Below are 26,284 nucleotides of genomic sequence, written 5' to 3' on the forward strand. Positions count from 1 at the left end.
CGGGTTAACTTTCGGTTAATCAGTCTGCTCCAGCATGGTGCACTCAATGCACTGCCAAGGCGTCGACATGCGTGTTCTCCTGCTCTTCCTGACATTCCTGCTCGCCGGCCCGCTCCAGGCCAATCCCTTCGCTCCCAAGTCGGATTTCCTGCCGGTGAGTCAGGCTTTCGTCCTGAGCCAGGACCGCTTGCCTTCCGGGCAGATGCGCCTGTATTTCCAGATCAAGGATGGCTACTACCTCTACCAGAAGCGCCTGAAGTTCGACGGCATTCCCGTCGATCAGCAACCGCAACTGCCTGCGGCTCTCAACCATCATGACGAGTTCTTCGGCGACAGCGCCGTCTATCGCACCGAACTCGAGTTGCTGCTGCCCGCCAATACCACTGGCGAACTGCGACTGGGCTGGCAGGGCTGCGCCGATGCCGGGCTGTGCTATCCACCGCAAACCACCGTGATCGACCTGGGCGGCCAGCCGGCTTCTGCTGCGCCAGCGGCACCGGATGGCGGACAAGCCAGCGACCAGGCCCTGGCCAGCGGCCTTCAGCACAGCAGCCTGGCCTGGAGCCTGCTGGCGTTCTTCGGCCTGGGTCTGCTGCTGGCCTTCACCCCCTGCTCGCTACCGATGCTGCCCATCCTCGCCGGGTTGGTCATGGGCAATGGTGCCAGTGCACGACGTGGTTGGATTCTGGCCGGCGTCTACGTTCTGAGCATGGCCTTGGTGTACGCCGCACTGGGTGTGGTCGCCGCGCTGCTCGGCGCCAGCCTGCAGGCCTGGCTACAGCAACCCTGGCTGCTGGGCAGCCTGGCCGGCCTGTTCGTGATCCTCGCCCTGCCGATGTTCGGGGCCTTCGAACTGCAACTGCCCGCCGCCGTGCGTGACCGCCTCGATCGTGCAGGCCAGGGAACGCGTGGCGGCAACCTGTATGGCGCAGCGTTGCTTGGCGCGCTCTCGGGCCTGCTGATGGGGCCGTGCATGACCGCGCCACTGGCCGGTGCGCTGCTCTATATCGCCCAGAGCGGCGATGTGGTTCAGGGTGCGCTGGTGCTGTTCAGCCTGGGGCTGGGCATGGGCGTACCACTGCTGTTGCTGGTCACCCTGGGCAACCGCTACCTGCCACGCCCTGGAGCCTGGATGAACCTGGTCAAGGGCGTGTTCGGCTTCGTCTTCCTGGCAATGGCGCTGTACACCCTGCGCAGCCTGCTGCCAGAACCACTGCTGCTGGCACTGGTCGGCGCCTGGCTGATTGCCCTGGCCTGGGCTGCATGGCCTGCCCTGCAGCGTCTGCCGGCGCTACGAGCCCTGCCGTTGCTGGGTGCGCTCTGGGGTGGCCTGTTGCTGGTCGGCGCTGCCGCGGGTGGCAGCGATCTGTGGCAACCGCTGCAGCCATTCACCGGTGGTGGCGCCGCGCCGATGAGCAGCGCCCATGACCAGCGGGTCATCACCATCGACAACCCGCAGGACCTGCAGCGCGAACTGGATGCCGCCAAAGCGCGCAACCAATGGGTGTTAGTCGACTACTACGCCGACTGGTGCGTATCGTGCAAAGTGATGGAGAAACAGGTTTTTGCCCGCAGCGACGTGCAGGCCAGCCTCGACGGCGTGCAATTGCTGCGCCTGGATGTCACTGCCGACACCCCCGCCAGCCACGCATTGCTGCAGCGCTACCAGGTTCCAGGCCCGCCCAGCCTGATCTGGATCGGCCCGGAAGGTGACGAGCGCCGTGCCCGACGCATCACCGGCGAAATCGACGCGGCAGCGTTCCTGCAACACTGGGCCCAGACCAGGAGTCAAGGTTGATGCTGACGGTAACCCTGGGGCCATTGACGATGGCCCTGAACCACCTGCTGCTGCTCAGTGCATTGGGCATCGCTTGCCTGGTCGGCTGGTGGGTGGCCCGCCGTGGCGGCGAAAGCCCCGAGTCGGCACTGTTCAATCTGTTTCTGGTCGGAGTCCTCAGCGCCCGTGCAGGCTTCGTCCTGGAGTACTGGGCGATGTACCGCGACGAGCCACTGCAGATCATCGACATTCGCGATGGCGGCTTCCAACTCTGGAGCGGCCTGGCGGGCATCGTCGCTGCTGCCTTGTGGCAAGGTCGACGCCGTCCGGGCCTGCGCCGGCCACTGGGCTGGGCACTGTTCAGCGGCGCCCTGTTCTGGGGACTGGCAAGCCTGGGCAGCCACCTGTACAGCAAAGGCACCGAACTGCCCGATCTTAGCCTGCGCAACGCCAGCGGCGAGTCAGTGGCCCTGCACAGCTACCGCGGCACCCCCCTGGTCATCAACATCTGGGCCACCTGGTGCCCACCGTGCCGACGGGAGATGCCCGTGCTGCAGCAGGCTCAGAGCGACTACCCCGACGTGACCTTCCTGTTCGTCAACCAAGGCGAAACACCCGAAAGCGTCAGTACCTTCCTCGCCACGACCGGCCTGAGCCTGAACCACGTGCTGTTCGACGGCAGTGGGCAACTGGCGCAACGGGTCGGCTCCATGGCCCTGCCCACCACTTTGTTCTACAACGCCGAGGGCCGCCTGGTCGGCAGCCATCTCGGCGAGCTGTCCCGCGCCAGCCTGCACAACGCCCTGGAACCTTTGAAGCGGGCCGTGGCGCCCGCCCCCGCCGTACAAGGAAAATGACATGCGACTGACTGCTCTCCTGCCCCTCTCCCTGGCCCTGCTCGTCGCGCCCCTGGCCCAAGCAGAGCCCTGGCCCAAGCCGATTCAGCAGATGGAGGCCAAGGGCGCGGTGATCAAGGGCACGTTCGACGCGCCCAATGGCCTGCGCGGCTATGCCGCCGAGTACCATAGCAACGGCATCGCCCTGTATTTGACTCCCGACGGCAAGCACGTACTGGTTGGCAGCCTGTTCGATGAACAAGGCCAGGACCTGAGCGCCGAGCCATTGGACAAGCTGGTCTACACACCGATGAGCAAGGAAATCTGGGCAAAGATGGAAAAGACCGCCTGGATCCAGGACGGCAAGGCCGATGCGCCACGCATCGTCTACCTGTTCAGCGACCCTAACTGCCCTTACTGCAACATGTTCTGGCAACAGGCGCGGCCCTGGGTCGACTCGGGCAAGGTGCAATTGCGCCATATCATGGTCGGCATCATCCGTCCGGACAGCCCGGGCAAGTCCGCCGCGCTGTTGTCGGCAAAAGACCCTGCCAAGGCACTGCAAGAACACGAAAGCGCTGGCAAGGCCAGCACGCTCAAGGCACTGGACACCATTCCCGAACCCACACAGAAGCAACTCGCAGCCAACCAGGCGTTGATGGAAGAAATGGGGCTGGGCGCAACGCCTGCGATCTTCTACCAGGATGAACAGGGACAACTGCAAAGCCAACAAGGCGCGCCACGCCCGGAAATGCTCGGCAAGATTCTGGGCAAGCGCTGACCTGATAAATCTGTCAGGTGCGAGACCGACGCAGTCTCCCTAGACTCCTCTTATCGCACCCTCGCGGCCACGCGATCGGTGCGCAGGATGCGATGAGAAGAGGGATCGCCGATGCCTGCCACCAAGGCTGCACGCTACCATGCCGAAACACCGGACGTGACGGTGCTGTCCGGTGCAGCAGGCGCTATGGTGACGCTGCGCCTGCTGCGCTCCCCGCAGGATGGAGCAGACATACCCGCAGCAAAACTGCTGCGTAACCGCATCCATGCAGATGCACTGACCCGCACCGTCCGCCAGTTCGGTGCCCGAGCATTGCAGGTATCGGCAGGCTCAACGACGCTGGCCGATGCCACGACGGTCGCCAGCCTCGGCGGCCGGCAGTTGAAGCTGCACACCACCGACGGCGATACCTCACTGTCGCTTGATGATGCCACTGGTCGACCGCTGTGGACCTGCAACGCCCAGGGCACCCACCACACGCACACCTATGAAACCCCAGAACAAGGCGGGCGCAAAAGCGCGGTTTTCGAGCAACCGGCCGCCGGCATCGCACGTATGCGCGAGCGCCTGGTGTATGCACCAGCCACTGCTGCCGACCGCCAGCGCAACCTGGCAGGTGCCACGCTCAAGCATTTCGACAACGCAGGCCTGACCCACACAGCCTTGCTATCGCTGACCAGCAAACCTCTCGAAACCCGGCAACAGTTGTTGCAGCCTCACGCCGAACAACCCGATTGGGCTGGCAGCAGTGAGGGTGATCTGGAAGAGATCATACTGATCACCGTTAACCGATACAACGCAGTGGGCGATGTGCTGGTACGCACCAACGCAGCCGGGGTCACGAGCTCTAAGACACTGGACGTCAGTGGCGCAGTACGCCAGATACATTTGCGCCAGGGTGCCAAGGAGGCCATGGCGCTCGCGGCTGTCACGCGCAGGGCCGATGGCATGGTCATGGCGCAGACGTCTGGCAATGGCGTGGTCGACCTCTATGGCCGCTCGCCCACCAGTCAGCGCCTGATTCAACATCGTACGCAGCGCCCAAGTGACCATGCGCTGGGCTATCTGCTGATCAGCGACCTGCACTATGGCTACGATCCCGCAGGCAACATCCTCGCCCTCGATGACCAAGGTGCCGACCCTCAGTGGCATGACAACCAACAGTCCGACGGCCTGCGCGAATACGCCTACGACACCCTCTACCGCCTGGTCGAGGCCAGCGGGCGCGAGCGCAGCCCGGTCGGTGCCTACTGGTCGTCCTCCTTCGGAACGTCCGACCGCCAGGGCGGCATGGTCTGGACACCTTACAGCGAACGCTACGAATACGACGACGGTGACAACCTGATCACCTTGAGTCACAACGGTGGTGCCGGCAAGCGCACACAGCACCTGTGTGTGTCGACCCAAAGCAACCGCGCAATGCCCGAGGGCCACGGGCTGACACCAGACAACGGCTTCCTGCCTGGCGGCCTGCAGAAACAACTGGTCGATGGCCGGGCACTGGCTTGGTTGGCCGATCACCAGCTGGGTCAGGTGTCGCTGATCAAACGCACCAACGGAGCGGCGGATGATATCGAGCAGTACCGCTACGCCAATGGCGGCACCCGCCGTCGCAAAATCAGTACGGTGCGCATGGCCAACGCAATCCAGACCACCCTGACGACCTACCTCGATGACTGCGAGGTACGCCTGCGCACGCTCGAAGGCCAGCCCCAGGCGCTCAAGCACGTCGTGATCAGCGAAGTCGAGGAGACGCGTTGGATTGAAAATCGCCTGAGTACCGAGGTTCACCTGCGCTATGGGTTTAGCGACCATCTGGGCAGCAGTGCGGGAGAAACGGACGAGATGGGAAACATCGTCTCGCGTGAGGAATACGCCCCCTATGGCGAAACAGTTGGCCTGGATGAGCAAGCGGCGGAAGTCGGCGGATTAACCCAACGTACGTCGCGTCATGCCGGCAAGGAGCTCGATGCCAGCGGTCTTTACTACTACGGCTGGCGATACTATCAGACGGGGTTGGGCCGATGGCTGAGTGCCGATCCCGGTAGGCTTATTGATGGCCCGAATCTGTATCGGACGAATAGAAATAATCCTCTGCGCTTTCGTGACGCTACGGGGATGTCTCCAGCAGAGACCGTTATGACTATAGCCATAGAAATATTTGCCATCTGGCTGCTTCTGCTGAACATAGCGACGCTTATTACGAACAACCAACCCCTCTACTACCAGGTGAAAGATGCAGAGAGAAACGGAACATCACTGACAGCTCCCTTATGGAAGCACTGGAGAGAACCGGGTGGCCGCCTCCATGCTGCATCCAGCGGACTCAGGGTGCTTAACATCCTTAATGCGATTACTTTAATGTTCTTGGGCTGGATCTCCCCCGATGATTCCTCCGCGCGATATTTAACCATGTTTGGCGCCATCACATCGGTCGGAACCCAAAATCTTGCACAATATCGGGTGTTTATGAAACAACGTACAGCTGAACAAATTCGCCGTGCTCAGTTGGAATCTGAAGAGGCTCCCCCGTTCAGAAATGATGCTCAATCACCCGATAATCAAAACTCCGCGGGCGGCGAAAACTTTGTTCACCAATACGCCCCTAGCAGACCACACTCTCCCAGACTTGGGGAACAGCGCCCGGATACGCACGACGCTATAGAGAGGGTCGCCTTGCCCGCTCCATCGGCACATACCAACGCAGGAGAGGACTTCTCTGCACCGCAGCACCTCGCCATCAATATTGACGACCCAGATACAAATGATACTCAACAAGTGCCGACGCTAGCTCGCACGCACAGCACATCGAGCGAAGAGAATACTCTCAACCTGGAGACACTGTTTCCTGACACCTCCGACGATGATTCAAACTCCAGCCGGCGCTCAAGCCTATCAAGTAACTCTTCGACGCTGTCAAGTAACTCTTCGACGGTAAGAAAAAACATGGGCGAACCCAAACGTAGAAAGAGCATCAACAAAGTACCGCGTTAAATACAGCACGACACCAGCGCGGCTTGCCCGCGCTGGTGTCGTGCCTGTTACAACCCTTCCAACTCCGCCATCAGATCACTCAACCGATCCACCTTATCCTCATCCAACGCACTGCCCTGCAACCCTTCGACATACGCCGCCAGCTCTTCCACGGTGCTGCACTCGAACATCGCCCGCAGCGGCACATTCAGTTGCAGGCGCTTCTGCACGCGTGAGGCAATCTGCGTGGCCAGCAACGAGTGCCCGCCCAGTTCGAAGAAGTTGTCGCGCACCCCGACCCGCTCAGCCTTGAGCACCTCGCCCCAGATAGCGGCCAGGGTCTCTTCCAGCTCGCTGCGCGGCGCCAGGTAGTCCTGGCTGTGCTGGGCACCGATCTCGATGACCGGCAGCGCCTTGCGATCGAGCTTGCCATTGGCATTGTGCGGCAGGTTATCGAACCAGGCCCAGTGCAGCGGCACCATGTACTCCGGCAACTCGGCACGCAGACGCTGCTTGATCTGCTCGAGCAGACCGGCATCGGCCACCACGCCCTGGTGGGCTACCAGGTAGCCAACCAGATGCTTGCCATTGGCGCCCTCCTGGACACCGACTGCCGCATCGCGAATCTGCGGCTGCTCGTGCAGGCGCGCTTCGATTTCGCCAAGCTCGATACGGTAGCCGCGGATCTTCACTTGGTGGTCAATGCGCCCGACATATTCGAGCACACCATCGGCACGGCGCCGCGCCAGGTCGCCGGTGCGATACAGGCGCTCGCCCGGCGCTCCATGCGGATGCGGGATGAAGGCCAGGGCCGTACGCACCGGGTCGCCAACATAACCGCGACCGACCCCCGTGCCGGCCACGCACAGCTCGCCCACCGCGCCCAACGGCACCAGCGTCTGCTCTTCGCCGTAGAGGTACAGGCGGTTGTTGTCGGTCGGGGTGCCGATGGGCAGGTAGCTGCCGCGGGTCGAGTCGGCATCGACACGGAAGAACGCCACATCGTCCGAACATTCGGCCGGACCATAGGCGTTGACCAGGCCGATCTGCGGATAGCGCTCCAGCCACTGGGCGGCCAGCTCCGGAGGCATCGCCTCGCCGGTCGGCAGCATCCAGCGCAGGCCATCCAATGCCTGATGATCGTTGGCCAGCATGCCCTGGATCAACGAAGGCACGCTTTCCAGCACGGTGATACCGCTGGCCTGGACATGCGCCAGCAAGCCCTGGGGATCGTGGGCAATGGCATTTGGCACGATCTCGACACGGGCCCCGAACAGCGGTGCTGCCAGGAACTGCCACACCGAGATGTCAAAGCTCTGCGAAGCGGTCTGGGCGATAACATCGTGTTCGTCCAGCGCCAGGTACGGCACCTTGCTCAGCTGGTTGTTGAGCATGCCGCGCTGCTCGACCATCACGCCTTTGGGCAGCCCGGTGGAGCCCGAGGTGTAGATCACGTAGGCCAGGTTGTCCGGCCCGCTGTGGATACCCGGGTTGTGGCCAGCGACCTGGCTGGCCTGGATATCCTCCCACACCAGCAGCTTCGGCCGTACCGCCCCGCTCAGCTCGTCGAGCAACTGACCCGCCTGCTCGGCACAGGCGGCGCTGCACACCAGCACCGGCGTGCGGCTGAGCTCGACGATACGCTGCAGGCGCGCGGGGGGCAGGCCCGGATCCAGCGGCAGGTAACCCGCACCGGCCTTGAAGCTGCCAACGATCATCCCCAACAGCGGCAGACCACGCTCGGCCAGCAGGGCAACGGGCTGATCGATGCTTACACCGGCTGCGACCAGCGCATGTCCCAGGCGGTTGGCGGCCAGGTTGAGCCCGGCATAGTCGTAGGACGCCTCCAGGCAACGGGCGGCGATACGCTCGGGGTGCGCCGCAACGCGTGCCTCGAACAGCTCGACATAGCTCTGCTCCAAGGTATAGGCGTGCTCGGTGCGGTTGCAGTCCTCGAGGAGGAAGCGCTGCTCGTCGGCACCCAGCAGTGGCAGTGCCTGGACCTCACCCTCGAAGCCTTCGACCAGCGCCAGCAGCAGACGCTTGAATTCGGCCAGCAGCCGCTCGACGGTCGGGTAGTCGAAGTAGCGCTGGTCGAACGACAGGTGCAGGCCCAGGTCGTCGCCCGGGTAGCACACCGCCGTCAGCGGGAAGTTGGTGTGGGTACGGCCCGAGTCGGAGCTGGCGTTCAAGTGCTGGGCGTGGTCAAGCACATTGCTCTCGACCGGCGCGTTTTCGAACACGAACAGGCTGTCGAACAGCGCCTGCCCCTTGGGCAGCTCGCTGCACTCCTGGATCGCCACCAGCGGCAGGTACTCGTACTCACGCAACTGCATGTTGCGATCGAGCAGGCCTTGCAGCCACTGACGCACGCTCTGGCGCTCGCCGGCCGCCGGCAGCTGCACGCGCAAGGCGATGCTGTTGATGAACAGCCCGACCGTGCGCTGCATCTGCGGCAAGCCCACCGGGCGCCCGGCAACGGTCACCCCGAACACCACGTCGCGCTCGCCGCTGTAGCGGGCCAGTACCAGTGCCCAGGCCGCCTGGGCGAAGGTGTTGACGGTCAGTTGATGAGCCTGCGCCAGTTCACGCAGACGCGCCCCCTCGCTCACCTCGAGGCGGGTGTAGCAATCGCCGACGATCATGCCGTCCCCGGCGTGGTCATGGCGCAGCGGGCGGTCGCTGGGGATCGCCGTGGCGCGTTCGAAGCCGGCCAGGTTGGCCTGCCACCACTGGCGTGCTTCGTCCAGGTCCTGGCGCTGCAGCCAGCCGATGTAGTCGCGATAGCGCGGCGGCACCGGCAACTGCGCGGCACGGCCTTCGCCCAGCGCCTGGTAGATCTCGAAGAAATCGCTCATCAGCAAAGAGCGACACCAGGCATCGATGAGGATGTGATGGTTGCTCATCATGAACCAGTAGCGCTCATCGGCCACGCGCACCAGGCGCAGGTGGAACGGCGCCTCGCGCAGCAACTCGAATCCGGCCTCACGCTCCTGTTTGTGCAGGGCTTGCAGGCGGGCTTCCTGGCTGGCGTCGTCGAGGTCGCGCCAGTCCTGGTAGTCGACGGCGGTCTTGCCGGGCTTGTGGATGATCTGCAGCATCGCTTCGCCGGCGTTCCAGCTGAACGACGCGCGCAGGGCCTCGTGGCGCGCCACCACCGCCTGCCAGGCCTGAGCGAAGCGCTCCGGCTCCAGCGCACTGTTGATGCGGTAGCGGTCCTGCATGTAGTAGATGCCGGTGCCGGGTTCCAGCAGGGTGTGCAGCAGCAGCCCTTCCTGCATTGGCGTCAGCGGGTAGACATCCTCGATCTCGCCAGCCGGCACCGGCAGCGTGTCGATCTGCTCCTGGGTCAGTTGGGCCAGCGGGAAGTCCGACGGCGTGAAGCTGCCGTTGCCCTCGACCAGGCAGTGGGCGACCAGCGCCAGCAGTTCCTGGCGATAGGCTTCGGCCAGTTCGGCGATGGTCGCCTCGTCGTAGCGCTCTGTACTGAAGGTCCAGCGCAGTTGCAAGGCACCGCCATAGACCTGGCCATCCACGCTCAGCCAGTTGGGCAGTGGCGCGTCCGGGTCATGGGCCAGCCCCGCAGGGGCATCCAGCGGCTGGAACACGGCATTGGCGTCGAACTGCTGGTCGAACTGCCCGAGGTAGTTGAAGGTGATGCGCGCCTGTGGCAACGCCGCCATGCGCTCACGCCCCGCAGAATCGGCCAGGTAGCGCAGCACACCATAACCCAGCCCTTTGTGCGGCACCTGACGCAGTTGTTCCTTGATGCCCTTGATCGACGCACTGCGCGCGGCATCGTCGTCGCCGGTTGCCGGGCTCAAGCTCAGCGGATAGGCGTTGGTGAACCAGCCGACGCTACGGGTCAGGTCGATATCTTCGAACAGCCCTTCGCGCCCATGCCCCTCGAGCTGTACCAGCACCTGCTCATCGCCGCTCCAGTGGCTCAGGGTACGCGCCAGAGCGGTCAGCAGCAGGTCGTTGACCTGGGTGTGATAGGCCGCTGGCGCCTGCTGCAACAGTTGGCGGGTCTGCTCGGTGTCGAGCTCGATGGCCAAGGTGCGCGCATGGCGGTGCAGGTTACCGCCCTGCGGGTGATCGCACGGCAGCTCGCGGCGCACACGCCCCAGCTGTCCCTCCCACCAGCCCAGCTCGTCACGCAGCGAGTCGCTGCCGGCATAGCTGGCCAGGCGCGCCGACCAGTCGCCCATGGCATGGGTCTTGGCCGCCAGGGTTTCACCGCGGTACAGCGCCTGCAGGTCCTCCAGCAATACACGCCAGGACACGCCGTCGACCACCAGGTGATGGATGGCCAGCAACAAGCGTTGCGCGCCTGCGCCATCGCTCAGCAGCAGGCCGCGCAACAGGGGCCCTTGCTGCAGGTCGAGGCTGCGCTGCACGTCGGTATAGAGCGCCTGGCAATCGTCGAAGTCAGCGACGGTCGCCGTCCACAGCAGCGGCTGGGCGCCGGCCTGGTCGTATTCCCCCTGCCAGCGGCCAGCCACTTGGGTGAAGCGCAGGCGCAGGCTGTCGTGATGCTGCACCAGCGCCGCCAGCGCGGCCTCAAGCCGGTCAGCGAGCAGCGGTTTGCGTGCTTCGAGCAGCACAGCCTGGTTCCAGTGCTGCGGCTGCGGCACTTCGCTGTCGAAGAACCAATGCTGGATCGGCGTCAGGCCGATACGGCCCTGACGCGCCCCCTGCTCCACATGCGTTGGCCCCGCGCCGTGGGTGACCACGGTTGCCAGGGTCTGGATGGTCTGGTGCTGGAACAGGTCGCGCGGGGTGAACTGCAGGCCCAACTGACGGGCGCGGCTGACCACCTGGATCGACAGGATCGAGTCACCGCCCAGTTCGAAGAAATTGTCCTGCACACCCACGCGCGAGACATTGAGCACCTCGCGCCAGATTTGCGCCAACTGCGCCTCCAACTCATTGGCCGGCGCCTGGTACAGCTGGTGTGCCTGCTCGAGATCCGGCGCTGGCAGCGCACGACGGTCGAGCTTGCCATTGCCCATCAGCGGCAGGCGATCGAGCAGTACCAGGTGCGCAGGCACCATGTAGTCGGGCAGGTGTTGCCGTGCATGGGCTTTGACCGCCTCGCGCAGGTGCGCCTGGGCATCACTGCTCGCCTTGGCCTGAGCGCAGACCAGGTAGCCCACCAGTTGCTTGCCGCCCGGCAGGTCGAGGGCCAGAACCACGGCCTCCTCGACATCGGCGTGCTCCTGAAGGCGGCTTTCGATCTCGCCCAGCTCGATGCGGAAACCACGGATCTTCACCTGCTGGTCAGCGCGGCCGATGTACTCGACCAACCCGTCGGCGCGCAGGCGCACCAGATCGCCGGTGCGATACAGCCGGCCACCGTCATGGCTGAAGGGGTCGGCGACGAAACGTTCGGCCGACAGCCCCGGGCGATCGTGATAGCCCTGGGCGAGGCCCGCGCCACCGACATACAGCTCACCGATGCCGCCCTGGGGCAACAGCGCCAGGTCCTCGTCGAGGATGTAGCCGGTGCGCGCCCCGATCATGCGGCCAATCGGCACGCTGCCCGCATCGGCCGACAAGGTTTCGGGGGCCAGGCACGCCAGCGGCATGACCACTGTTTCGGTCGGGCCGTAGGCATTGAAGAATTGCTGCGGGGCGAAGGCCTGGCGGATGCGCTGCAAGTGCTCGCCGGTCAGCGCTTCGCCGCCGGTGATCACCAGGCGCACAGGCAGTTGCTCGCCACGCCCGGCCAGGAACTGCGCCAGCTGGCTGCCATAGCTCGGGGTGAAACCGAGAATGCTCACCTGCTGCTCGCGCACCAGGTCGCAGATCTCTTCGGCGCCCCATTGCCCCTGGGCGCGCAGCACCACACGTGCCCCGCACAGCAGCGGCGTGAGCAGGCGTTCGCTGGCCGCATCGAAGTTGATCGAATAGAAATGCAGCTCGCAATCGTCGCTGCGCATGCCGAAGTCGGCGATCACCGCCTGGCAATGCATGGCGATCTCGCCATGGCTGACCACCACGCCCTTGGGCTTGCCGGTGGAGCCGGAGGTGTAGATCAGGTAGGCCTGGTGCTGCGGCAGGTTGAGGTTGTCCAGTGGCGCATCGCTGTAGGCGGACAGCGACGCTGCGTCGTCCTCCAGGCTCCAGGTGACGACACCGGCCGGCAGTTCGCCAAGGGTCGCGAGCAGCTCGCGCTGGCCGATCAGCAGTTCCAGGCGGCTGTCCTCGATCATGTAGTGCAGGCGCTCGAGCGGGTATTCCGGATCGAGCGGCACATAGGCGCCACCGGCCTTGAGGATCGCCAGCAGGCCGACCACCATCTGCGACGAGCGCTCCAGCGCCAGGCCCACCCGCACTTGCGGGCCAACTCCGCGCTCACGCAGGGCTCGGGCCAGACGGTTGGCCTGCTGATCGAGCTCGGCGTAGCTCAGGTGCTGGCCGGCGAAGGTCAAGGCCCGCGCCTGCGGCGTGCGCTCCACCTGGGCGGCGAACAGCCCGTGCAGGGTCTGGTCAAGATCGAAATCCTGTTCGCCCTGAAGCTGCCCGACCAGCTCCTGCTGCTCGGCACCCGACAGCATCGGCAGCTCGCACAGGCGTTGCTGCGGATCTTCGAGCATCGCCGCCAGCAACTGCTGCAGGTGTTCGGCCATGCGCGCGATGCGCGGCTCATCGAACAGGTCGCGGCTGTAGGTCAGGCAGCAGCCGAGCCGGCCGTCCAGGTCGGTGACTTCCAGGTACAGGTCGAACTTGGTGGCGCTGGCGTCGTTGACCAGGTAGTCCACCTGCATGCCTGCCAGGGTTCGGCTTTGCTGGAAGGCCCAGCGCTGCACGTTGCACATTACCTGGAACAGCGGGTTGTAGGCACTGCTGCGCGGCGGCTGCAGGGCTTCGACCAGTTGTTCGAACGGCAGGTCCTGGTGCGACTGGCCGTCGATGATGGTCTGACGCATCTGCTCGAGCAGTGCGGCGGCGCTCATCTGCCCATCCAGTTCGCAGCGCAGCACCTGGGTGTTGAGGAAGGCACCGATCAGCCCCTCGCTTTCCGGGCGGATGCGGTTGGCCACCGGCGCGCCGATACGCAGGTCGCGCTGGCCGCTGTAGCGGTGCAGCAGTGCGGCCAGCGTGGCGGTCATGGTCATGAACAGGGTCAGCCCGCGCTGGCTGTTGAACGCATGCACACGCTCGACCAGCGCCGGATCGAGGTCGAAGCGATACAACTCGCCGCGATGGCTCTGCACCGCTGGGCGCGGGCGGTCCGTCGGCAGTGCCAGGACCGGATGCTCGTCGCCCAGGCGCGCTTTCCAGTAGTCGAGCTGGCGCGCGCCCTCCCCGCCTTCAAGCCACTGGCGCTGCCAGACGCTGTAGTCCAGATACTGCACTGGCAGCGGCTGCAGCGGCGATTCGCGCTCGTCGACGAAGGCTTCGTAAAGCTCGCCCAGCTCACGGGCGAAGATGTCCATCGCCCAGCCTTCGGTGACGATATGGTGCAGGGTCAGGACGAAATAGTGCTCACGCTCCTGCACCTTGACCAGGCAGGCACGCAGCAACGGACCACGCTCCAGGTCGAACGGCTGGTGCGCCTGCTCGTCGGCCAGTTGCTGCAGGCGCTGCTGGCGATTGTCGGCCGGCAGCGCGCTGAAGTCCTGCCAGTCCAGGTGCAGGCCGCTGTCGTCGGCCACGCACTGGTAGGGCTTGCCATCGATGCTGGGGAAGGTGGTGCGCAGGGTCTCGTGGCGGACGATCAACGCCTGCAGGGCACGTTCGAAAGCGTCCACATGCAGCGCGCCGCATAGACGCGCCATGCCGCCGACGTTGTACGCAGGGCTGTCCGGTTCCATCTGCCAGAGGAACCACATGCGCTGCTGCGAGTAGGACAGCGGCACGGCCTGACGGCGATCGACACGGGTGATCGCCCCCTGCAGGTTGCAACCACCGCTGGCGCGGATCCGCGCGATCTCGGCACAGAAGGCACCCAGCTCACTGGCCTCGAACAGCGCCTTGAGCGGCAGCTCGACGTCACAGGCCTGGCGGCAGCGCGAAACGATCTGGGTGGCCAGCAGCGAGTGGCCACCGAGGGCGAAGAAGTCGTCCTGCAGGCCTACCTGGGGCAGGTTCAGCACCTCGCGCCAGATCGCCGCCACTTGCCGCTCCAGCGCGGACTGCGGCTCGACGTGTTGGCGTTGCTGCCAGACCGGCGCCGGCAGCGCCTTGCGATCGACCTTGCCGCTCGGGCCCAAGGGCATCTGCGCGAGGTGAACCAACTGCGCTGGCACCATGTAGGCGGGCAGTTGCGCGCCGAGGGTCGCCAGCAAGGCGGCGCTCTGCTCGACGCCGCTGTAGTAACCGACCAACTGCGCGCCGACAGCGTCGCGGTGGATCAGCACCAACGCCTGCTCGACACCTTGCTGGGCCAGCAGCACGGCCTGGACTTCTTCAGGCTCGACGCGGAAGCCGCGCACCTTGACCTGCTGGTCGAGGCGCCCGAGGTATTCCAGCGCACCGTCGTGCACCAGCCAGCGCGCGCGGTCGCCGCTGCGGTACAGGCGCTGACCGTCGCCATCGGGTTGCGGCACGAAACGCTCGGCGGTGAGTCCCGGACGTCCCAGATAGCCACGGGCCAGGCCCGCGCCGCCCAGGCACAGTTCGCCCGGCACGCCCGGTGCGGTCAGTTCGAATTCATCATCCAGCACACGGCACAGCACATTAGCCAGTGGACGGCCGATGGGCGAGCGCTCGCCATCCTCGCGCTGGCTGTGCCAGTGGGTGACGTTGATCGCGGTCTCGGTCGGGCCATAACGGTTGTGCAACTGCACCTGGGGGAGCAAGGCCAGGGCCCGGTCGCGCAGGCTGGCAGGCAGCGCCTCGCCGCCGGAGAACAGCCGACGCAGGCTGGTGCAACCTGCGGCCAGCGGCTCCTGGACAAACACCTGCAACAGCGGCGGCACGAAGTGCAGCGTGGTCACGCCATGCTGCTGCACCAGTGCGGCGATGCGCTGCGGATCGCGGTGCTCACCAGGGCCTGCCAGTACCAGGCGGCAGCCGGTGACCAGCGGCCAGAAGCATTCCCACACCGACACGTCGAAGCTGATCGGTGCCTTCTGCATCAGCACGTCGCGGTCGTCCAGCGCATAGGTGGCCTGCATCCATTGCAGGCGTTCGGCCAGGGCAGCATGGGTGTTGCCCACGCCCTTGGGCTGGCCGGTGGAGCCGGAGGTATAGATCACATAGGCCAGGTGCTCGCCTTCCAGGCGCAGGCCCGGGGCCTGGCTGGGCCAGGTGTCCAGGTGCAACTGGTCCAGCGCGATGGTACTGACGCCCTCGACCTGGGGCAGGCGCTCGAGCAGGGTGCTCTGGCTCAGCAGCAGGCCCGCACCACAGTCGGCGAGCATGTAGGCAAGGCGTTCGGCCGGGTAGTCGACATCCAGCGGTACATAGGCGCCGCCCGCCTTGAGGATCGCCAGCAGGCCGACCAGCAGTTGCGGCGAGCGCTCGACCGCGATGGCCACGCATGTGTCCGGGCCGACGCCCTTGTCGCGCAGGTAGTGAGCCAGGCGGTTGGCCTGCTGGTGCAGGCTGGCGTAGTCGAGCTGACCGCCCTCCCACACCAGGGCGACGCGCTCCGGTGTCAGGCGTGCCTGCTCGTTGAGCTGCTCGACCAGCAAGGCTCTGGCGGGCTCGGCAGGGGCCTGCCCCCAGGCGAGCAGTTGCGCGCGGCCTGGCTCATCCAGCAGTTGCACTTCGCCCACGGCCAGCTGCGGTTGCGCGCAGACCTGTTCGAGCAGCGCCAGCAGGTGCTGGGCCAGGCGCTTGACGGTGCTGGCGTCGAACAGCTCGGCGGCGTAGTCGAAGGCCAGTGTCAGCCGGCCCTGGTGGTCTTCCTCACTGTGCAGTTGCAGGTCGAACTTGGCCTCGCGGCTGTGCCACGGCAGCTCTTCGGCAAGCAGTCCGGGCAGGCGGCGCAGCGCGGACAGGTCGCGCTGCTGGTGGTTGAACATGACCTGGAACAGGCCCTGCTCACGGGCCTGGGGCAGCGCTTCGAGCAGTTGCTCGAACGGCAGGTCCTGGTGCGCCTGGGCACCAAGGGTGCGCTCACGCACCTGGGCCAGCAACTGGTCGAACGGCGTACGGCCGTCGAACTCGGCACGCATGACCTGGGTGTTGATGAAGAAGCCGACCATGGCCTGGGTTTCCAGGCGCGGGCGGTTGGCGTTGGGGACGCCGACGCGGATGTCGGACTGGCCGCTGTAGCGCTGCAGCAAGGCTTGCCAGCCCGCCAGCAGGACCATGAACAGGCTGGCCTGCTGGTCACGGGCCAGGCCCTTGAGAGCTTCGCCGAGTTTGGCGGGCACCTTCATGTTCAGGCGCGCAGCGCGCTGCTCGCCCAGCGCCGAGCGTGGATGGTCGGTGCACAGGTCGAGTACCGGCAATTCGTCGCCCAGTTGCGCCTTCCAGTATTCCAGCTGACGTGCAGCCTCACCTTCTGCCAGCCACTGGCGCTGCCAGGTGCCGTAGTCGGCGTAGCCCAGCGCGAGGGGCGCGAGATTGGGTTGCTGGCCCTGGCAGTGGGCGGTGTAGAGTCGGGCGAACTCCTCGAGCAGGATATTCAGCGACCAGCCGTCGGCGACGATGTGATGCAGGGTTACCCACAACTGGTGTTCTTCATCGTCCAGGCGCGCCAAGGTCACGCGCAGCAGCGGCCCTTGGAGCAAGTCGAAGGGTTGGCGGGCCTCATGCTCGCGACGATTGGCGACCTCGCTGGCGTCCACCCCTTCGAGATCGACACGCTGCAAGGCAAAGTCGGCATGCGCCAGCACATGCTGCAGGGCCTCGCCATCCACTTCGCTGAAGCGCGTGCGCAGGGATTCGTGACGCTCGACCAGCGCCTGGAAGCTCGCCTGCAGCGCTGCCTCGTCCAGTTCGCCACGCAGGTGCAGGCCGGCAGGGATGTTGTAGGCAGCGGACTGCGGCTCCAGTTGCCACAGCAACCACAGTCGGTTCTGCGCCAGCGACTGCGGCAATGCCTTGGCGCGATCGAGGGCGGCGATGGCGCCGGTGCCCTGCCCGCCTAGCTCCAGCACGCAGGCCACTGCCGCGCTGTAGTCGGCCAGTACAGGCGCTTCGAACAGGGTACGCAGGCTGAGCGTGACACCCAGCTCGTCGGACAGCCGCGCGGTGACCTGGGTGGCGGCGATGGAGTTGCCGCCCAGCAGCAGGAAATGATCGTCCGCCGTCACCGCCTCGACCTTGAGCAGGTCGCGCCATACCGCCGCAATGCGCATCTGCAGGGCATCGCCGCTGGCACCCCGCTCGGAGGACGCGGCATCTGCCGGGAAGCGAGCATAGCAATCGAGGCTGCCGTCGCTCATGCGCAGACGGCAGGCCGAACGCTGCAGCTTGCCACTGGAGGTCTTGGGCAGCGCCCCCGGGTTGAGCAGCAAGACCACGGCCGGCGCCTGGCGGCAGGCGTCGGCGATGACCTGGCGCAGGGTCTTGATCAGCGCTTGCGCAGGCATCGCCTTCTGCACATTGCGGCTGACTTCCACCGCCACGCCGATGCCCTCTTCGCCTCGATCGTCCACGGCGAACACCGCCACGCGCCCTTTGCGCAACACATCGACCTCACGCTCGAGGGTCTTCTCCAGATCCTGCGGATAGAGGTTCTGGCCGCGCACGATCAGCATGTCCTTCAACCGCCCGGTGACGAACACCTCGCCATCGCGCATGAAGCCCAGGTCGCCGGTACGCAGCCAGATCTGGCCGTCCATCTCGACAAAGGTACGCGCCGTGGCCTCGGGGTTGCGCCAATAGCCCCGCGCAATGCTCGGGCCGCCGGCCCAGATTTCGCCCACCCGGTTATCGCCCAGCACCGCCAGTTGCTGCGGTTCGACGATACGCACCGCATGGCCCGGCTGCGGATAGCCGCAGCTCATCAGCACGCTGCCCTTGCCAGGCTCGGCGCGGTTGGCGGCGAAGGCCTCGGCATCGAGCTCCAGCGCGCCAATGCCCTGGCCGCGTCGGCTGCCGCTGACGAACAGAGTGGCTTCGGCCAGCCCGTAGCTGGCGAAGAAGCTGCTCGCCTGGAAGCCGCAGGCGGCGAACTTGCCGGCAAACGTCTCGAGGCTGTCCTGGCGGATCGGCTCGGAACCGGAGTAGGCCACCCGCCAGCGGCTGAGGTCGAGCCCGGCCAAGGCCGCTTCGCTGACCCGTTCGCTGCACAGGCGGTAGGCGAAATCCGGGCCGCCACTGATGGTGCCACCGTATTCGCTGATCGCCTGCAGCCAGCGCAGGGGCCGGGCGAGGAAGTAGCCCGGCGACATCAGCACACAGGGCACGCCGCTGAAGATCGGTTGCAGCAGGCCGCCAATCAGGCCCATGTCATGGTACAGCGGTAGCCAGCTGACGATCACATCGTCAGGGTTGAGGTCGATGCCAAAACCCTGGCGGATCAGTTGCTCGTTAGCCACCAGGTTGCCATGGCTGACCTGCACACCCTTGGGCAGCGCGGTGGAGCCAGAGGTGTACTGCAGGAAGGCGATGTGCTCGCCGGCCAGCGCCGGTTCACGCCAGTCGTCGGCCAGCTCAGGGGCCAGGCGGTCCACCGCCAGCAGGCCCGGGGCGGCATCCGTCGCCAGAGCATCAAGGCCCTGCAAACTGTCATGAAGCGCTTCTACCGTCAGCAGCAGACGCGGCTGGGCATCGTCGATGATCGACAGCAGCCGCTCCTGATGGTGCTGGCGCGAAGACTCCGGCGGATAGGCCTGGCACTGCGATCACTCCGGCATACAGGCAGCCGAAGAATGCCGCGACATAGTCCGGACCGCTGGGAAACAGCAGGATCGCCCGGTCGCCGAACGTGGCACGGGCCTGCAGGGCGGCGGCGATGGTACGGGCGCGCAGGTCCAGCTCGCGGTAGCTGAGCACCGCCTGTTCGCGGGGATCGTCGGCCAGAAAGCGCAAGGCGATCCGGTCCGGGGTCGCCGCGGCGCGTTGCGCCAGGGCCTGGACCAGCGTGAGCGGGAGTTCGAAGGCGTCCGTCATGGAGTGTTCCTGCCAGTGTCTGGGTAAGTCGGGCCGGGGCCGGGCCAGGTGCGCAAGGCACGTCGGGCGGGCGGCAGTCGGCGGCCGGATGTACACAGGGGAACGGATGGGCCGGAGAAATAATTAGAAACGTCGCGGGCCTGCGAACGACGTTCACACAGGGGTCATGGAGGGCGTGCAGCTTAGACCGCAATCGAATAGAGACTCACTTACTTCTGTATTTGACAATCATTATCATTCTGAATAGTTTGTCGCACGTTGTAGGAAGCATGACTAATCGGTGTGCTCCCTTTCCTCACAGAGACAAGGTGATTTCCATGGCGGAACAACTATCCACAAGTAAGTGCGATTCACCATTACTCCAGGCGTTCGTCGACAATCGCAGCATCCTCGTCAAGATTGCCGCCCGTATCACGGGCTGTCGGTCGCGCGCCGAGGATGTGGTGCAGGATGCCTTCTTCCGGCTCGGTTCCGCGCCGCAAATCACGTCATCGTTCAAGGCCCAGCTCAGCTACCTGTTCCAGATCGTGCGCAACCTGGCCATCGACCACTACCGCAAGCAGGCGATGGAGCTGAAGTACTCGGGCAGCGAGGAAGAAGGCATGAACGTGGTGATCCAGAATGCCTCGCCAGAAGCCACCCACATCAACCTGGCGACCCTCGAGCACATCGCCGAAGCGCTCAACGAGCTGCCCCAGCGCACTCGCTACGCGTTCGAGATGTACCGCCTGCACGGCGTGCCGCAAAAAGACATCGCCAAGGAGCTCGGGGTCTCACCAACGCTGGTCAACTTCATGATCCGCGACGCGCTGATCCACTGCCGCAAGAACAGCCGCCAGGCCGAGGGCTGACCGCCTCACAGGTATCGCGCGCACCGCACGGCACCTGTCAGCGTGATCGGGCCGCACAGCGGCCCACGCCCTGCGCGCCGCTAGACCAGCGTGCAACGATCGAAGAAACGCTCACGCCCCAGGATCATCAGCGCCGCCCGCTTGTGCGGGAAATCGAACTCTTTGTCGCAGTGGAAGCACTGATCGTGCATGTAGCCGATCATCTTGCCGTTGTCGGCGCGCGGCTCGGCGACGACGCGCTGGGTGCGCGGGTCGTCGAGGAACAGGTAGTGCACCAGCGCCGACATCCAGCTCGCCACCTTGTGCGGGCCGCGATGCGCCTGTTCGCCCACGAGCATATGGATACCGCGGTCGTAGTCGTCGGCCGGATAGAACGGCGCGATGCGGTCTTCCTTGGCCCAATAGGCTTCGAAGTAGGCGAACGGCTCATCGTCGAAACAGCCGATGAGTGTCAGGGTGTGCGGGTCTGCCTCGAGCTTGCTCAGATATTCGCGGTGCTGCTCCAGGCTGCCCTGCTCCTGCCAGAAGTGCGCGACACGGGGGTCGTTCTGCCAACGGTTGAAACGCGCCAGGTCCTGCTCGACTTCCAGGGTGCGTAGCGACACCCACGCCCCCAGGCGCGCATCGAAACGGCGATACACCTCGCCCCGGGGTTTGGGGGCGCGGCGTGGATGGCGCTTGCCGTTGCTGATCTGCATCTGCTGCGGGTAGACACCGCTCTGTACCTCGCCAAGCCAGGGCTGCGGCAACTGCCAGAACAGCGCTCGCTCGCAGATCAACACGTGCGCTTGCTCGCTGGGCACCAGCAGGCCGCTCGCCAGCAACGACGGTACCCACGCTGGCGCCTTCGGCACATGCCAGGCCAGGCGCTGGCAGGCGGGATCGCGCGACAGCAGCCAGTAGCAGGCAGCCCACAGGGCCTGGACGCCGCGATCCGGGCAGACGGTTTCCAGGTGAACCTGCACAGGGTCGGCGGGCACCAGGCGTACCTGGATCAGCGGGCGCCCCTCCAGGGTCAGACTCAACCGGGAACCGGTCTCGTCGCCTTGCAGGCTGTGCCATCGAGGAAGGGAAAACGGCGTCGAAGCAGCGTCGAAAGGCATGGTCATGGCTCACGGAAAAATGGAATCACACTCAAGTGTCTGAACGTGATCGCAGCCCGCGAATTTAATTGTTCGGCGTTTGCACGGTGATCCGATAAGGGCCGAAAAGCGCTGCCAGCTCACCGCTGTCGCGCAGGCGCTGCATCAACTGGGTGAAGACTTCGGCGCGGATCGGCGCACCAGGCCGCAGCAGCGCGTAGTGATGGTAGACCTGATCGACCCGATCCGAGGCCAGCAGCTCGCTGCCCTTGGCCGGGTTGCGCTTGAGGTAGTCACTCAGGTACGAGCGGGTCACCAGGGCAATGTCCGCACGCTCGCGTTGCACCATCGACAGGTTGCTGTCGTGGGAATAGGAGAGGATGGCCCGGAAGGTCTTCTTCAAGTACTCAGGGTCGGGATTGAAATCGGCAAACGCGTAGTGATAGCCATTGAACAACGCCAGGCGCTTGCCTTTGAGGTCATCGAAATAATGCTGGTCACGCCCTGCCTGACGATGGGCGACGAAGATCTCGGCATCTTCCAGGCCCATGTCGACTACCGTGTGTGGGATCTGCTGCCAACCCCATTGCGGGTTCTCGAAGATCGCCATGTCGGTGCGCCCCTGCTGGAAATCACCAAAACGACGCGGGATCGAGGTCGGCACCAGAACGAAACGGTAACCGGCCTGGAGCTGGTTCAGTGCCTCGGCGAGCTGCGGCAACAGGCCCGTATCGGCCCCCTGCTCCGGACGCACCGTATAAGGCGGGAAATGCGCAGCCCCGATCCGCACCTCCACCATTTCGGCGGCACAGGCCGAGCCGGCCAGCCACAGTGCAGCGAGCATCATCAGGGATGACAGGGCCTTGAGGGCGGGCAGTGGCGTCAAGTGAGGCACTCAAATCACGGGCGTGGACCTTGATGCGCCTAAGCTAGGCGTTTTCCTGTCAGGGCACAACCGCTGGTTATGCCAAAATAGCGGCATTCTGCCAGGGGATGCCGTAAGGGTTCTGGATTGGCTACGCTCTAGGGTCTGTCTGAAATGTGTCTGCGCGAAGGCCAGACAAGGCGAAACGGGGGGAGGAAGCGGAGTGTACTGGAGTACATGAGCATTCCGAGCCCCGTTTCAACGCAGTATGGGCGAGTGCAGATACATTTCAGACAGACCCTAGGGGCCCGCGGCCCTGGCCCATGCCTAACGCCGCGGACCACAGCGTCTTGCAAGGGAGCCTGGTATGGGCCATTGGCTGGTCATCGACCTGGAAGCCACGACCGACGACGGTGGCTGGCCGGTCACCGAGATGGAAATCATTGAAATCGGCGCAAGCCTGGTCACCCGCGAAGGCCGCGAGGTCGATCACTTCCAGCGCTTCGTCAAGCCGCGGCGGCGTCCGCAGTTGACACCGTTCTGCCGCGAGCTGACGCACATCGGCCAGGCCAGTATCGACAGCGCCGCACCGTTTGCCGAAATCTGGGCGCAGTTCGAGCGCTGGCTCGGTCATCACCAGGCGCAGTTGCAGGCCTGGGTCAGCTGGGGCGACTACGACCGCCAGCAGTTGTTGCAGGAATGGCAGCAGCATCAGGTCAGCAGCCTGCTGGCGCAGTTGCCGCACATCAACCTCAAGCAGCGCTTTGCCAAGGCCCGCCACCTGCAGCGCCCCACCGGCCTGAACGGTGCGCTGCAACTGGCGGGCATGCAGTTCGTCGGCCAGCAGCACCGGGCGCTGGAGGATGCACGCAATACCGCGCGGTTGCTGCCCTTGAGCCTCACCTGAAAGCAGATGACGACCGCGCAGGGCTTGGGCATACTGGCCAGCCTTTTTTCAGCCCTTCTGTTCAGGAGTCGCCCATGTTCCAGGTCAACGAGTACTTCAACGGCACCGTCAAGTCGATCGCCTTCGCAGGCGAAGAAGGTCCGGCCACCGTGGGCGTGATGGCCCCGGGCGAATACGAGTTCGGCACCGCCAAGCGCGAGATCATGCACGTGGTCTCCGGCGCCCTGATCGTCAAGCTGCCAGGCAGCGACAACTGGGAAACCTTCAACGCCGGCGACAAGTTCAATGTGCCTGCCGACAGCAAGTTCCAGCTGCAGGTCAAGGTCGATACCGCCTACCTGTGCGAGTATCGCGACTAAGCATCAGGCGCTTCGCGGGCTTGCCCGCGAAGAATCCAGCGCTAACCCTTCAGAAACCCCGCCACCTTCTCAGCCGCCGCCTGCAGATGCTGCTCATGGCTGAACCCTGAAGCTTTCAGCGGCTTCAGATCATGATCCCCCGCCACCAGCCAGTTCACCTCGATTGCCGGTGACAGCGCATACCCCTCGACCGCCTCCCGATTCCCCAGCGCATCCCGCTCGCCCTGCACGATGAGCGTCGGAGTCTTCAGCTCGGCCAGATGCTCGACCCGCGGCTTCTCCGGCTTGCCCACGGCATAGAACGGATACCCAAGGCACACCAGCGCATCCACCTGCAGCTCATCGGCCAGCAAACTGGCCATGCGCCCGCCCATCGACTTGCCGCCAATGGCCAAGGTGCCCGTGACCAATGGTCGCACCTGCCCATACACCTCGCGCCAGCACTCGAGCAGCACCTTCTGCGGATTGGGCGGACGCTTGCCGCCGTTTATCCGGCGCTCGGCCATGTAGGGAAATTCGAAGCGGATCACCCCGACCCCAAGCCCCGCCAGCCTTTGCGCGATCTCGTCCATGAACGCGCTGTCCATCGGCGCACCGGCGCCGTGGGCCAGGATCAGGCTGCAGGAACGCCCCTGATCGCCCCGGATTTGCGGCGGATCGACGCGCAAGCCTGGGACATTTCCCACTTGGGCCCATTGATCCCCGTCAATACCGGCACATTGCCCATCTTTCATGCTTGCCTCGCTGTTTAGCCTGCCTATAACCGTGGATGGGAACCCATACATGAACACAACCAGCAGTACCGCCTACAACTACAAGGTGGTCCGCCAATTCGCCCTCATGACGGTGGTGTGGGGCATCGTCGGCATGGGGCTCGGCGTCTTCATCGCCGCGCAACTCGTCTGGCCGAGCCTCAACTTCGACCTTCCGTGGACCAGCTTCGGTCGTCTGCGACCGCTGCACACCAACGCGGTGATCTTCGCCTTCGGTGGCTGTGCCCTGTTCGCCACCTCCTATTATTCGGTGCAGCGTACCTGCCAGACCATCCTCTTCGCGCCAAAACTGGCGGCCTTTACCTTCTGGGGCTGGCAACTGGTGATCCTGCTGGCAGCGATCAGCCTGCCACTGGGCTACACCAGCTCCAAGGAATACGCCGAGCTCGAATGGCCGATCGACATCCTGATCACCATCGTCTGGGTCTGCTACGCCATCGTGTTCTTCGGCACGCTGATGAAGCGCACCACCAAGCACATCTATGTGGGCAACTGGTTCTTCGGTGCCTTCATCCTCACCGTGGCGATTCTGCACATCGTCAACAACCTGGAGATGCCGGTCAGCCTGACCAAGTCGTACTCGGTCTACGCCGGGGCCACCGACGCCATGGTGCAGTGGTGGTACGGCCACAACGCCGTGGGCTTCTTCCTGACCGCAGGCTTCCTGGGAATGATGTACTACTACGTGCCCAAGCAGGCAGAGCGTCCGGTGTATTCCTATCGCCTGTCCATCGTGCACTTCTGGGCACTGATCACCCTGTACATCTGGGCCGGCCCGCACCACCTGCACTACACCGCCCTGCCCGACTGGGCCCAGTCACTGGGCATGATCATGTCGCTGATCCTGCTCGCACCGAGCTGGGGCGGGATGATCAACGGCATGATGACCCTCTCCGGCGCCTGGCACAAACTGCGCAGCGACCCGATCCTGCGCTTCCTCGTGGTGTCGCTGGCGTTCTACGGCATGTCGACCTTCGAAGGCCCGATGATGGCGATCAAGACCGTCAACGCCCTCTCTCACTACACCGACTGGACCATCGGCCATGTCCACGCCGGCGCCCTGGGCTGGGTGGCTATGATCTCCATCGGCGCGCTGTACCACACCATTCCGAAGGTGTTCGGCAAGCAGCAGATGCACAGCATCGGCCTGATCAACGCGCATTTCTGGCTGGCAACCATCGGCACCGTGCTCTACATCGCCTCGATGTGGGTCAACGGCATCGCCCAGGGCCTGATGTGGCGTGCGGTCAACAGCGACGGCACGCTCACCTACTCGTTCGTCGAAACCCTGGTGGCCAGCCACCCCGGCTTCATCGTGCGGTTCGTCGGCGGGGCGATCTTCCTCAGCGGCATGTTCCTGATGGCCTGGAACACCTGGCGCACCGTGCGTTCGCCAGCGCTTGACGCCGCCCCTGCGAACGCCCAGCTGGCTTGAGGAGACACGCCTGATGAAACATGAAGTCATCGAGAAAAACGTCGGCCTGCTGGCCTTGCTGATGGTGTTCGCCGTCAGCATCGGCGGCTTGACGCAGATCGTCCCGCTGTTCTTCCAGGACGTCACCAACAAGCCGGTCGAGGGCATGAAGCCCTACACCGCGCTGCAACTGGAAGGCCGCGACATCTACATCCGCGAAGGCTGCGTAGGCTGCCATTCGCAGATGATCCGTCCGTTCCGCGCCGAGACCGAACGCTATGGTCACTACTCGGTGGCCGGTGAAAGCGTGTGGGACCACCCCTTCCTCTGGGGCTCCAAGCGCACCGGCCCGGACCTGGCCCGCGTCGGCGCACGCTACTCCGACGACTGGCACCGCGCGCACCTGTACAACCCGCGCAACGTGGTACCGGAATCGAAGATGCCGGCCTACCCGTGGCTGGTCGCACAGCCGGTCGACAACAGCCACACCGACACCAAGCTGCGCGTATTGCGCACCCTCGGCGTGCCCTACACCGACGAAGACATCGCCGGTGCCCGCGACGCGGTCAAGGGCAAGACCGAGATGGATGCGCTGGTCGCCTACCTGCAGGTGCTGGGCACCTCGATCAAGAACAAGAGGTAA

The 26,284-nt window shown here is 64.8% G+C and carries 12 protein-coding genes and 1 pseudogene; 9 read left to right on the forward strand and 4 right to left on the reverse strand.

The annotated features are described in order from the left end of the window. Positions 1 to 67: 67 nt before the first annotated feature. The 4 genes from dsbD (at position 68) to ACMGGG_RS15725 (ending at position 6,388) form a co-directional block, all read left to right on the forward strand. Positions 68 to 1,798 carry a protein-disulfide reductase DsbD gene (dsbD, locus tag ACMGGG_RS15710; RefSeq protein WP_414154028.1) on the forward strand — a complete coding sequence of 577 codons (1,731 nt, stop codon included), beginning with the start codon at positions 68 to 70 and terminating at the stop codon, positions 1,796 to 1,798. Continuing rightward, positions 1,798 to 2,634 carry a TlpA disulfide reductase family protein gene (locus tag ACMGGG_RS15715; RefSeq protein ID WP_063545640.1) on the forward strand — a complete coding sequence of 279 codons (837 nt, stop codon included), beginning with the start codon at positions 1,798 to 1,800 and terminating at the stop codon, positions 2,632 to 2,634. Before dsbD ends, ACMGGG_RS15715 begins: the two co-directional genes overlap by 1 nt. Before the next feature lies 1 nt (position 2,635). After that, positions 2,636 to 3,394, forward strand: a complete 759-nt coding sequence (gene dsbG, locus ACMGGG_RS15720; RefSeq protein WP_200602799.1) for a thiol:disulfide interchange protein DsbG — start codon at positions 2,636 to 2,638, stop codon at positions 3,392 to 3,394. Between the two features lie 111 nt (positions 3,395 to 3,505). Continuing rightward, positions 3,506 to 6,388, forward strand: a complete 2,883-nt coding sequence (locus tag ACMGGG_RS15725; RefSeq protein WP_414154029.1) for an RHS repeat-associated core domain-containing protein — start codon at positions 3,506 to 3,508, stop codon at positions 6,386 to 6,388. Between the two features lie 47 nt (positions 6,389 to 6,435). On the opposite strand, the pseudogene ACMGGG_RS15730 reads toward ACMGGG_RS15725, so the two are convergent. Continuing rightward, a pseudogene (locus tag ACMGGG_RS15730) lies at positions 6,436 to 19,390 on the reverse strand (non-ribosomal peptide synthetase). Between the two features lie 317 nt (positions 19,391 to 19,707). Between ACMGGG_RS15730 and ACMGGG_RS15735 the strand changes: the two are divergent. After that, the gene (locus tag ACMGGG_RS15735) at positions 19,708 to 20,241 is read left to right on the forward strand and encodes an RNA polymerase factor sigma-70 (protein ID WP_054894776.1); all 534 of its coding nucleotides are present in this window, start codon (positions 19,708 to 19,710) and stop codon (positions 20,239 to 20,241) included. A gap of 80 nt (positions 20,242 to 20,321) precedes the next feature. Here ACMGGG_RS15735 and ACMGGG_RS15740 read toward each other — a convergent pair whose 3' ends face one another. Together ACMGGG_RS15740 and ACMGGG_RS15745 are read right to left on the reverse strand one after the other, a co-directional pair. Further along, positions 20,322 to 21,344 (reverse strand): GNAT family N-acetyltransferase, encoded by a 1,023-nt coding sequence (locus ACMGGG_RS15740; RefSeq protein ID WP_414154031.1) that lies wholly within the window; start codon positions 21,342 to 21,344, stop codon positions 20,322 to 20,324. Positions 21,345 to 21,408: 64 nt separating this feature from the next. Then, positions 21,409 to 22,209, reverse strand: a complete 801-nt coding sequence (locus ACMGGG_RS15745; protein ID WP_054894775.1) for a substrate-binding periplasmic protein — start codon at positions 22,207 to 22,209, stop codon at positions 21,409 to 21,411. Positions 22,210 to 22,555: 346 nt separating this feature from the next. Between ACMGGG_RS15745 and ACMGGG_RS15750 the strand changes: the two genes are divergently transcribed. Together ACMGGG_RS15750 and ACMGGG_RS15755 are read left to right on the forward strand one after the other, a co-directional pair. Then, entirely contained in the window at positions 22,556 to 23,095 is a 540-nt protein-coding gene (locus ACMGGG_RS15750; protein ID WP_063545644.1) for an exonuclease domain-containing protein, read from the forward strand. Between the two features lie 74 nt (positions 23,096 to 23,169). Beyond that, positions 23,170 to 23,454, forward strand: a complete 285-nt coding sequence (locus ACMGGG_RS15755; RefSeq protein ID WP_054894773.1) for a pyrimidine/purine nucleoside phosphorylase — start codon at positions 23,170 to 23,172, stop codon at positions 23,452 to 23,454. A gap of 41 nt (positions 23,455 to 23,495) precedes the next feature. Here the strand turns inward: ACMGGG_RS15755 and ACMGGG_RS15760 are convergent, their stop codons facing one another. Next, positions 23,496 to 24,188, reverse strand: a complete 693-nt coding sequence (locus ACMGGG_RS15760) for an alpha/beta family hydrolase (RefSeq protein ID WP_414154032.1) — start codon at positions 24,186 to 24,188, stop codon at positions 23,496 to 23,498. Between the two features lie 49 nt (positions 24,189 to 24,237). On the opposite strand from ACMGGG_RS15760, the gene ccoN reads away from it, so the two are divergent. Next, positions 24,238 to 25,662, forward strand: coding sequence for a cytochrome-c oxidase, cbb3-type subunit I (gene ccoN / locus ACMGGG_RS15765; RefSeq protein WP_063545645.1), 1,425 nt, complete (start codon positions 24,238 to 24,240; stop codon positions 25,660 to 25,662). 13 nt (positions 25,663 to 25,675) lie between these two features. Continuing rightward, positions 25,676 to 26,284 carry a cytochrome-c oxidase, cbb3-type subunit II gene (ccoO, locus tag ACMGGG_RS15770; protein ID WP_054894770.1) on the forward strand — a complete coding sequence of 203 codons (609 nt, stop codon included), beginning with the start codon at positions 25,676 to 25,678 and terminating at the stop codon, positions 26,282 to 26,284.

This window comes from Pseudomonas sp. BNK-44-b, from assembly GCF_047456245.1.
GTDB classification, from domain to species: Bacteria; Pseudomonadota; Gammaproteobacteria; order Pseudomonadales; family Pseudomonadaceae; genus Aquipseudomonas; species Aquipseudomonas machongensis.

What these genes read in the sequence shown, in the direction of transcription:
- dsbD (WP_414154028.1), top strand. Translation starts at nt 68, where the DNA reads ATGCGTGTTCTCCTGCTCTTCCTGACATTCCTGCTCGCCGGCCCGCTC.
- ACMGGG_RS15715 (WP_063545640.1), top strand. Translation starts at nt 1,798, where the DNA reads ATGCTGACGGTAACCCTGGGGCCATTGACGATGGCCCTGAACCACCTG.
- dsbG (WP_200602799.1), top strand. Translation starts at nt 2,636, where the DNA reads ATGCGACTGACTGCTCTCCTGCCCCTCTCCCTGGCCCTGCTCGTCGCG.
- ACMGGG_RS15725 (WP_414154029.1), top strand. Translation starts at nt 3,506, where the DNA reads ATGCCTGCCACCAAGGCTGCACGCTACCATGCCGAAACACCGGACGTG.
- ACMGGG_RS15735 (WP_054894776.1), top strand. Translation starts at nt 19,708, where the DNA reads ATGGCGGAACAACTATCCACAAGTAAGTGCGATTCACCATTACTCCAG.
- ACMGGG_RS15740 (WP_414154031.1), bottom strand. Translation starts at nt 21,344, where the DNA reads ATGCCTTTCGACGCTGCTTCGACGCCGTTTTCCCTTCCTCGATGGCAC.
- ACMGGG_RS15750 (WP_063545644.1), top strand. Translation starts at nt 22,556, where the DNA reads ATGGGCCATTGGCTGGTCATCGACCTGGAAGCCACGACCGACGACGGT.
- ACMGGG_RS15755 (WP_054894773.1), top strand. Translation starts at nt 23,170, where the DNA reads ATGTTCCAGGTCAACGAGTACTTCAACGGCACCGTCAAGTCGATCGCC.
- ACMGGG_RS15760 (WP_414154032.1), bottom strand. Translation starts at nt 24,188, where the DNA reads ATGAAAGATGGGCAATGTGCCGGTATTGACGGGGATCAATGGGCCCAA.
- ccoN (WP_063545645.1), top strand. Translation starts at nt 24,238, where the DNA reads ATGAACACAACCAGCAGTACCGCCTACAACTACAAGGTGGTCCGCCAA.
- ccoO (WP_054894770.1), top strand. Translation starts at nt 25,676, where the DNA reads ATGAAACATGAAGTCATCGAGAAAAACGTCGGCCTGCTGGCCTTGCTG.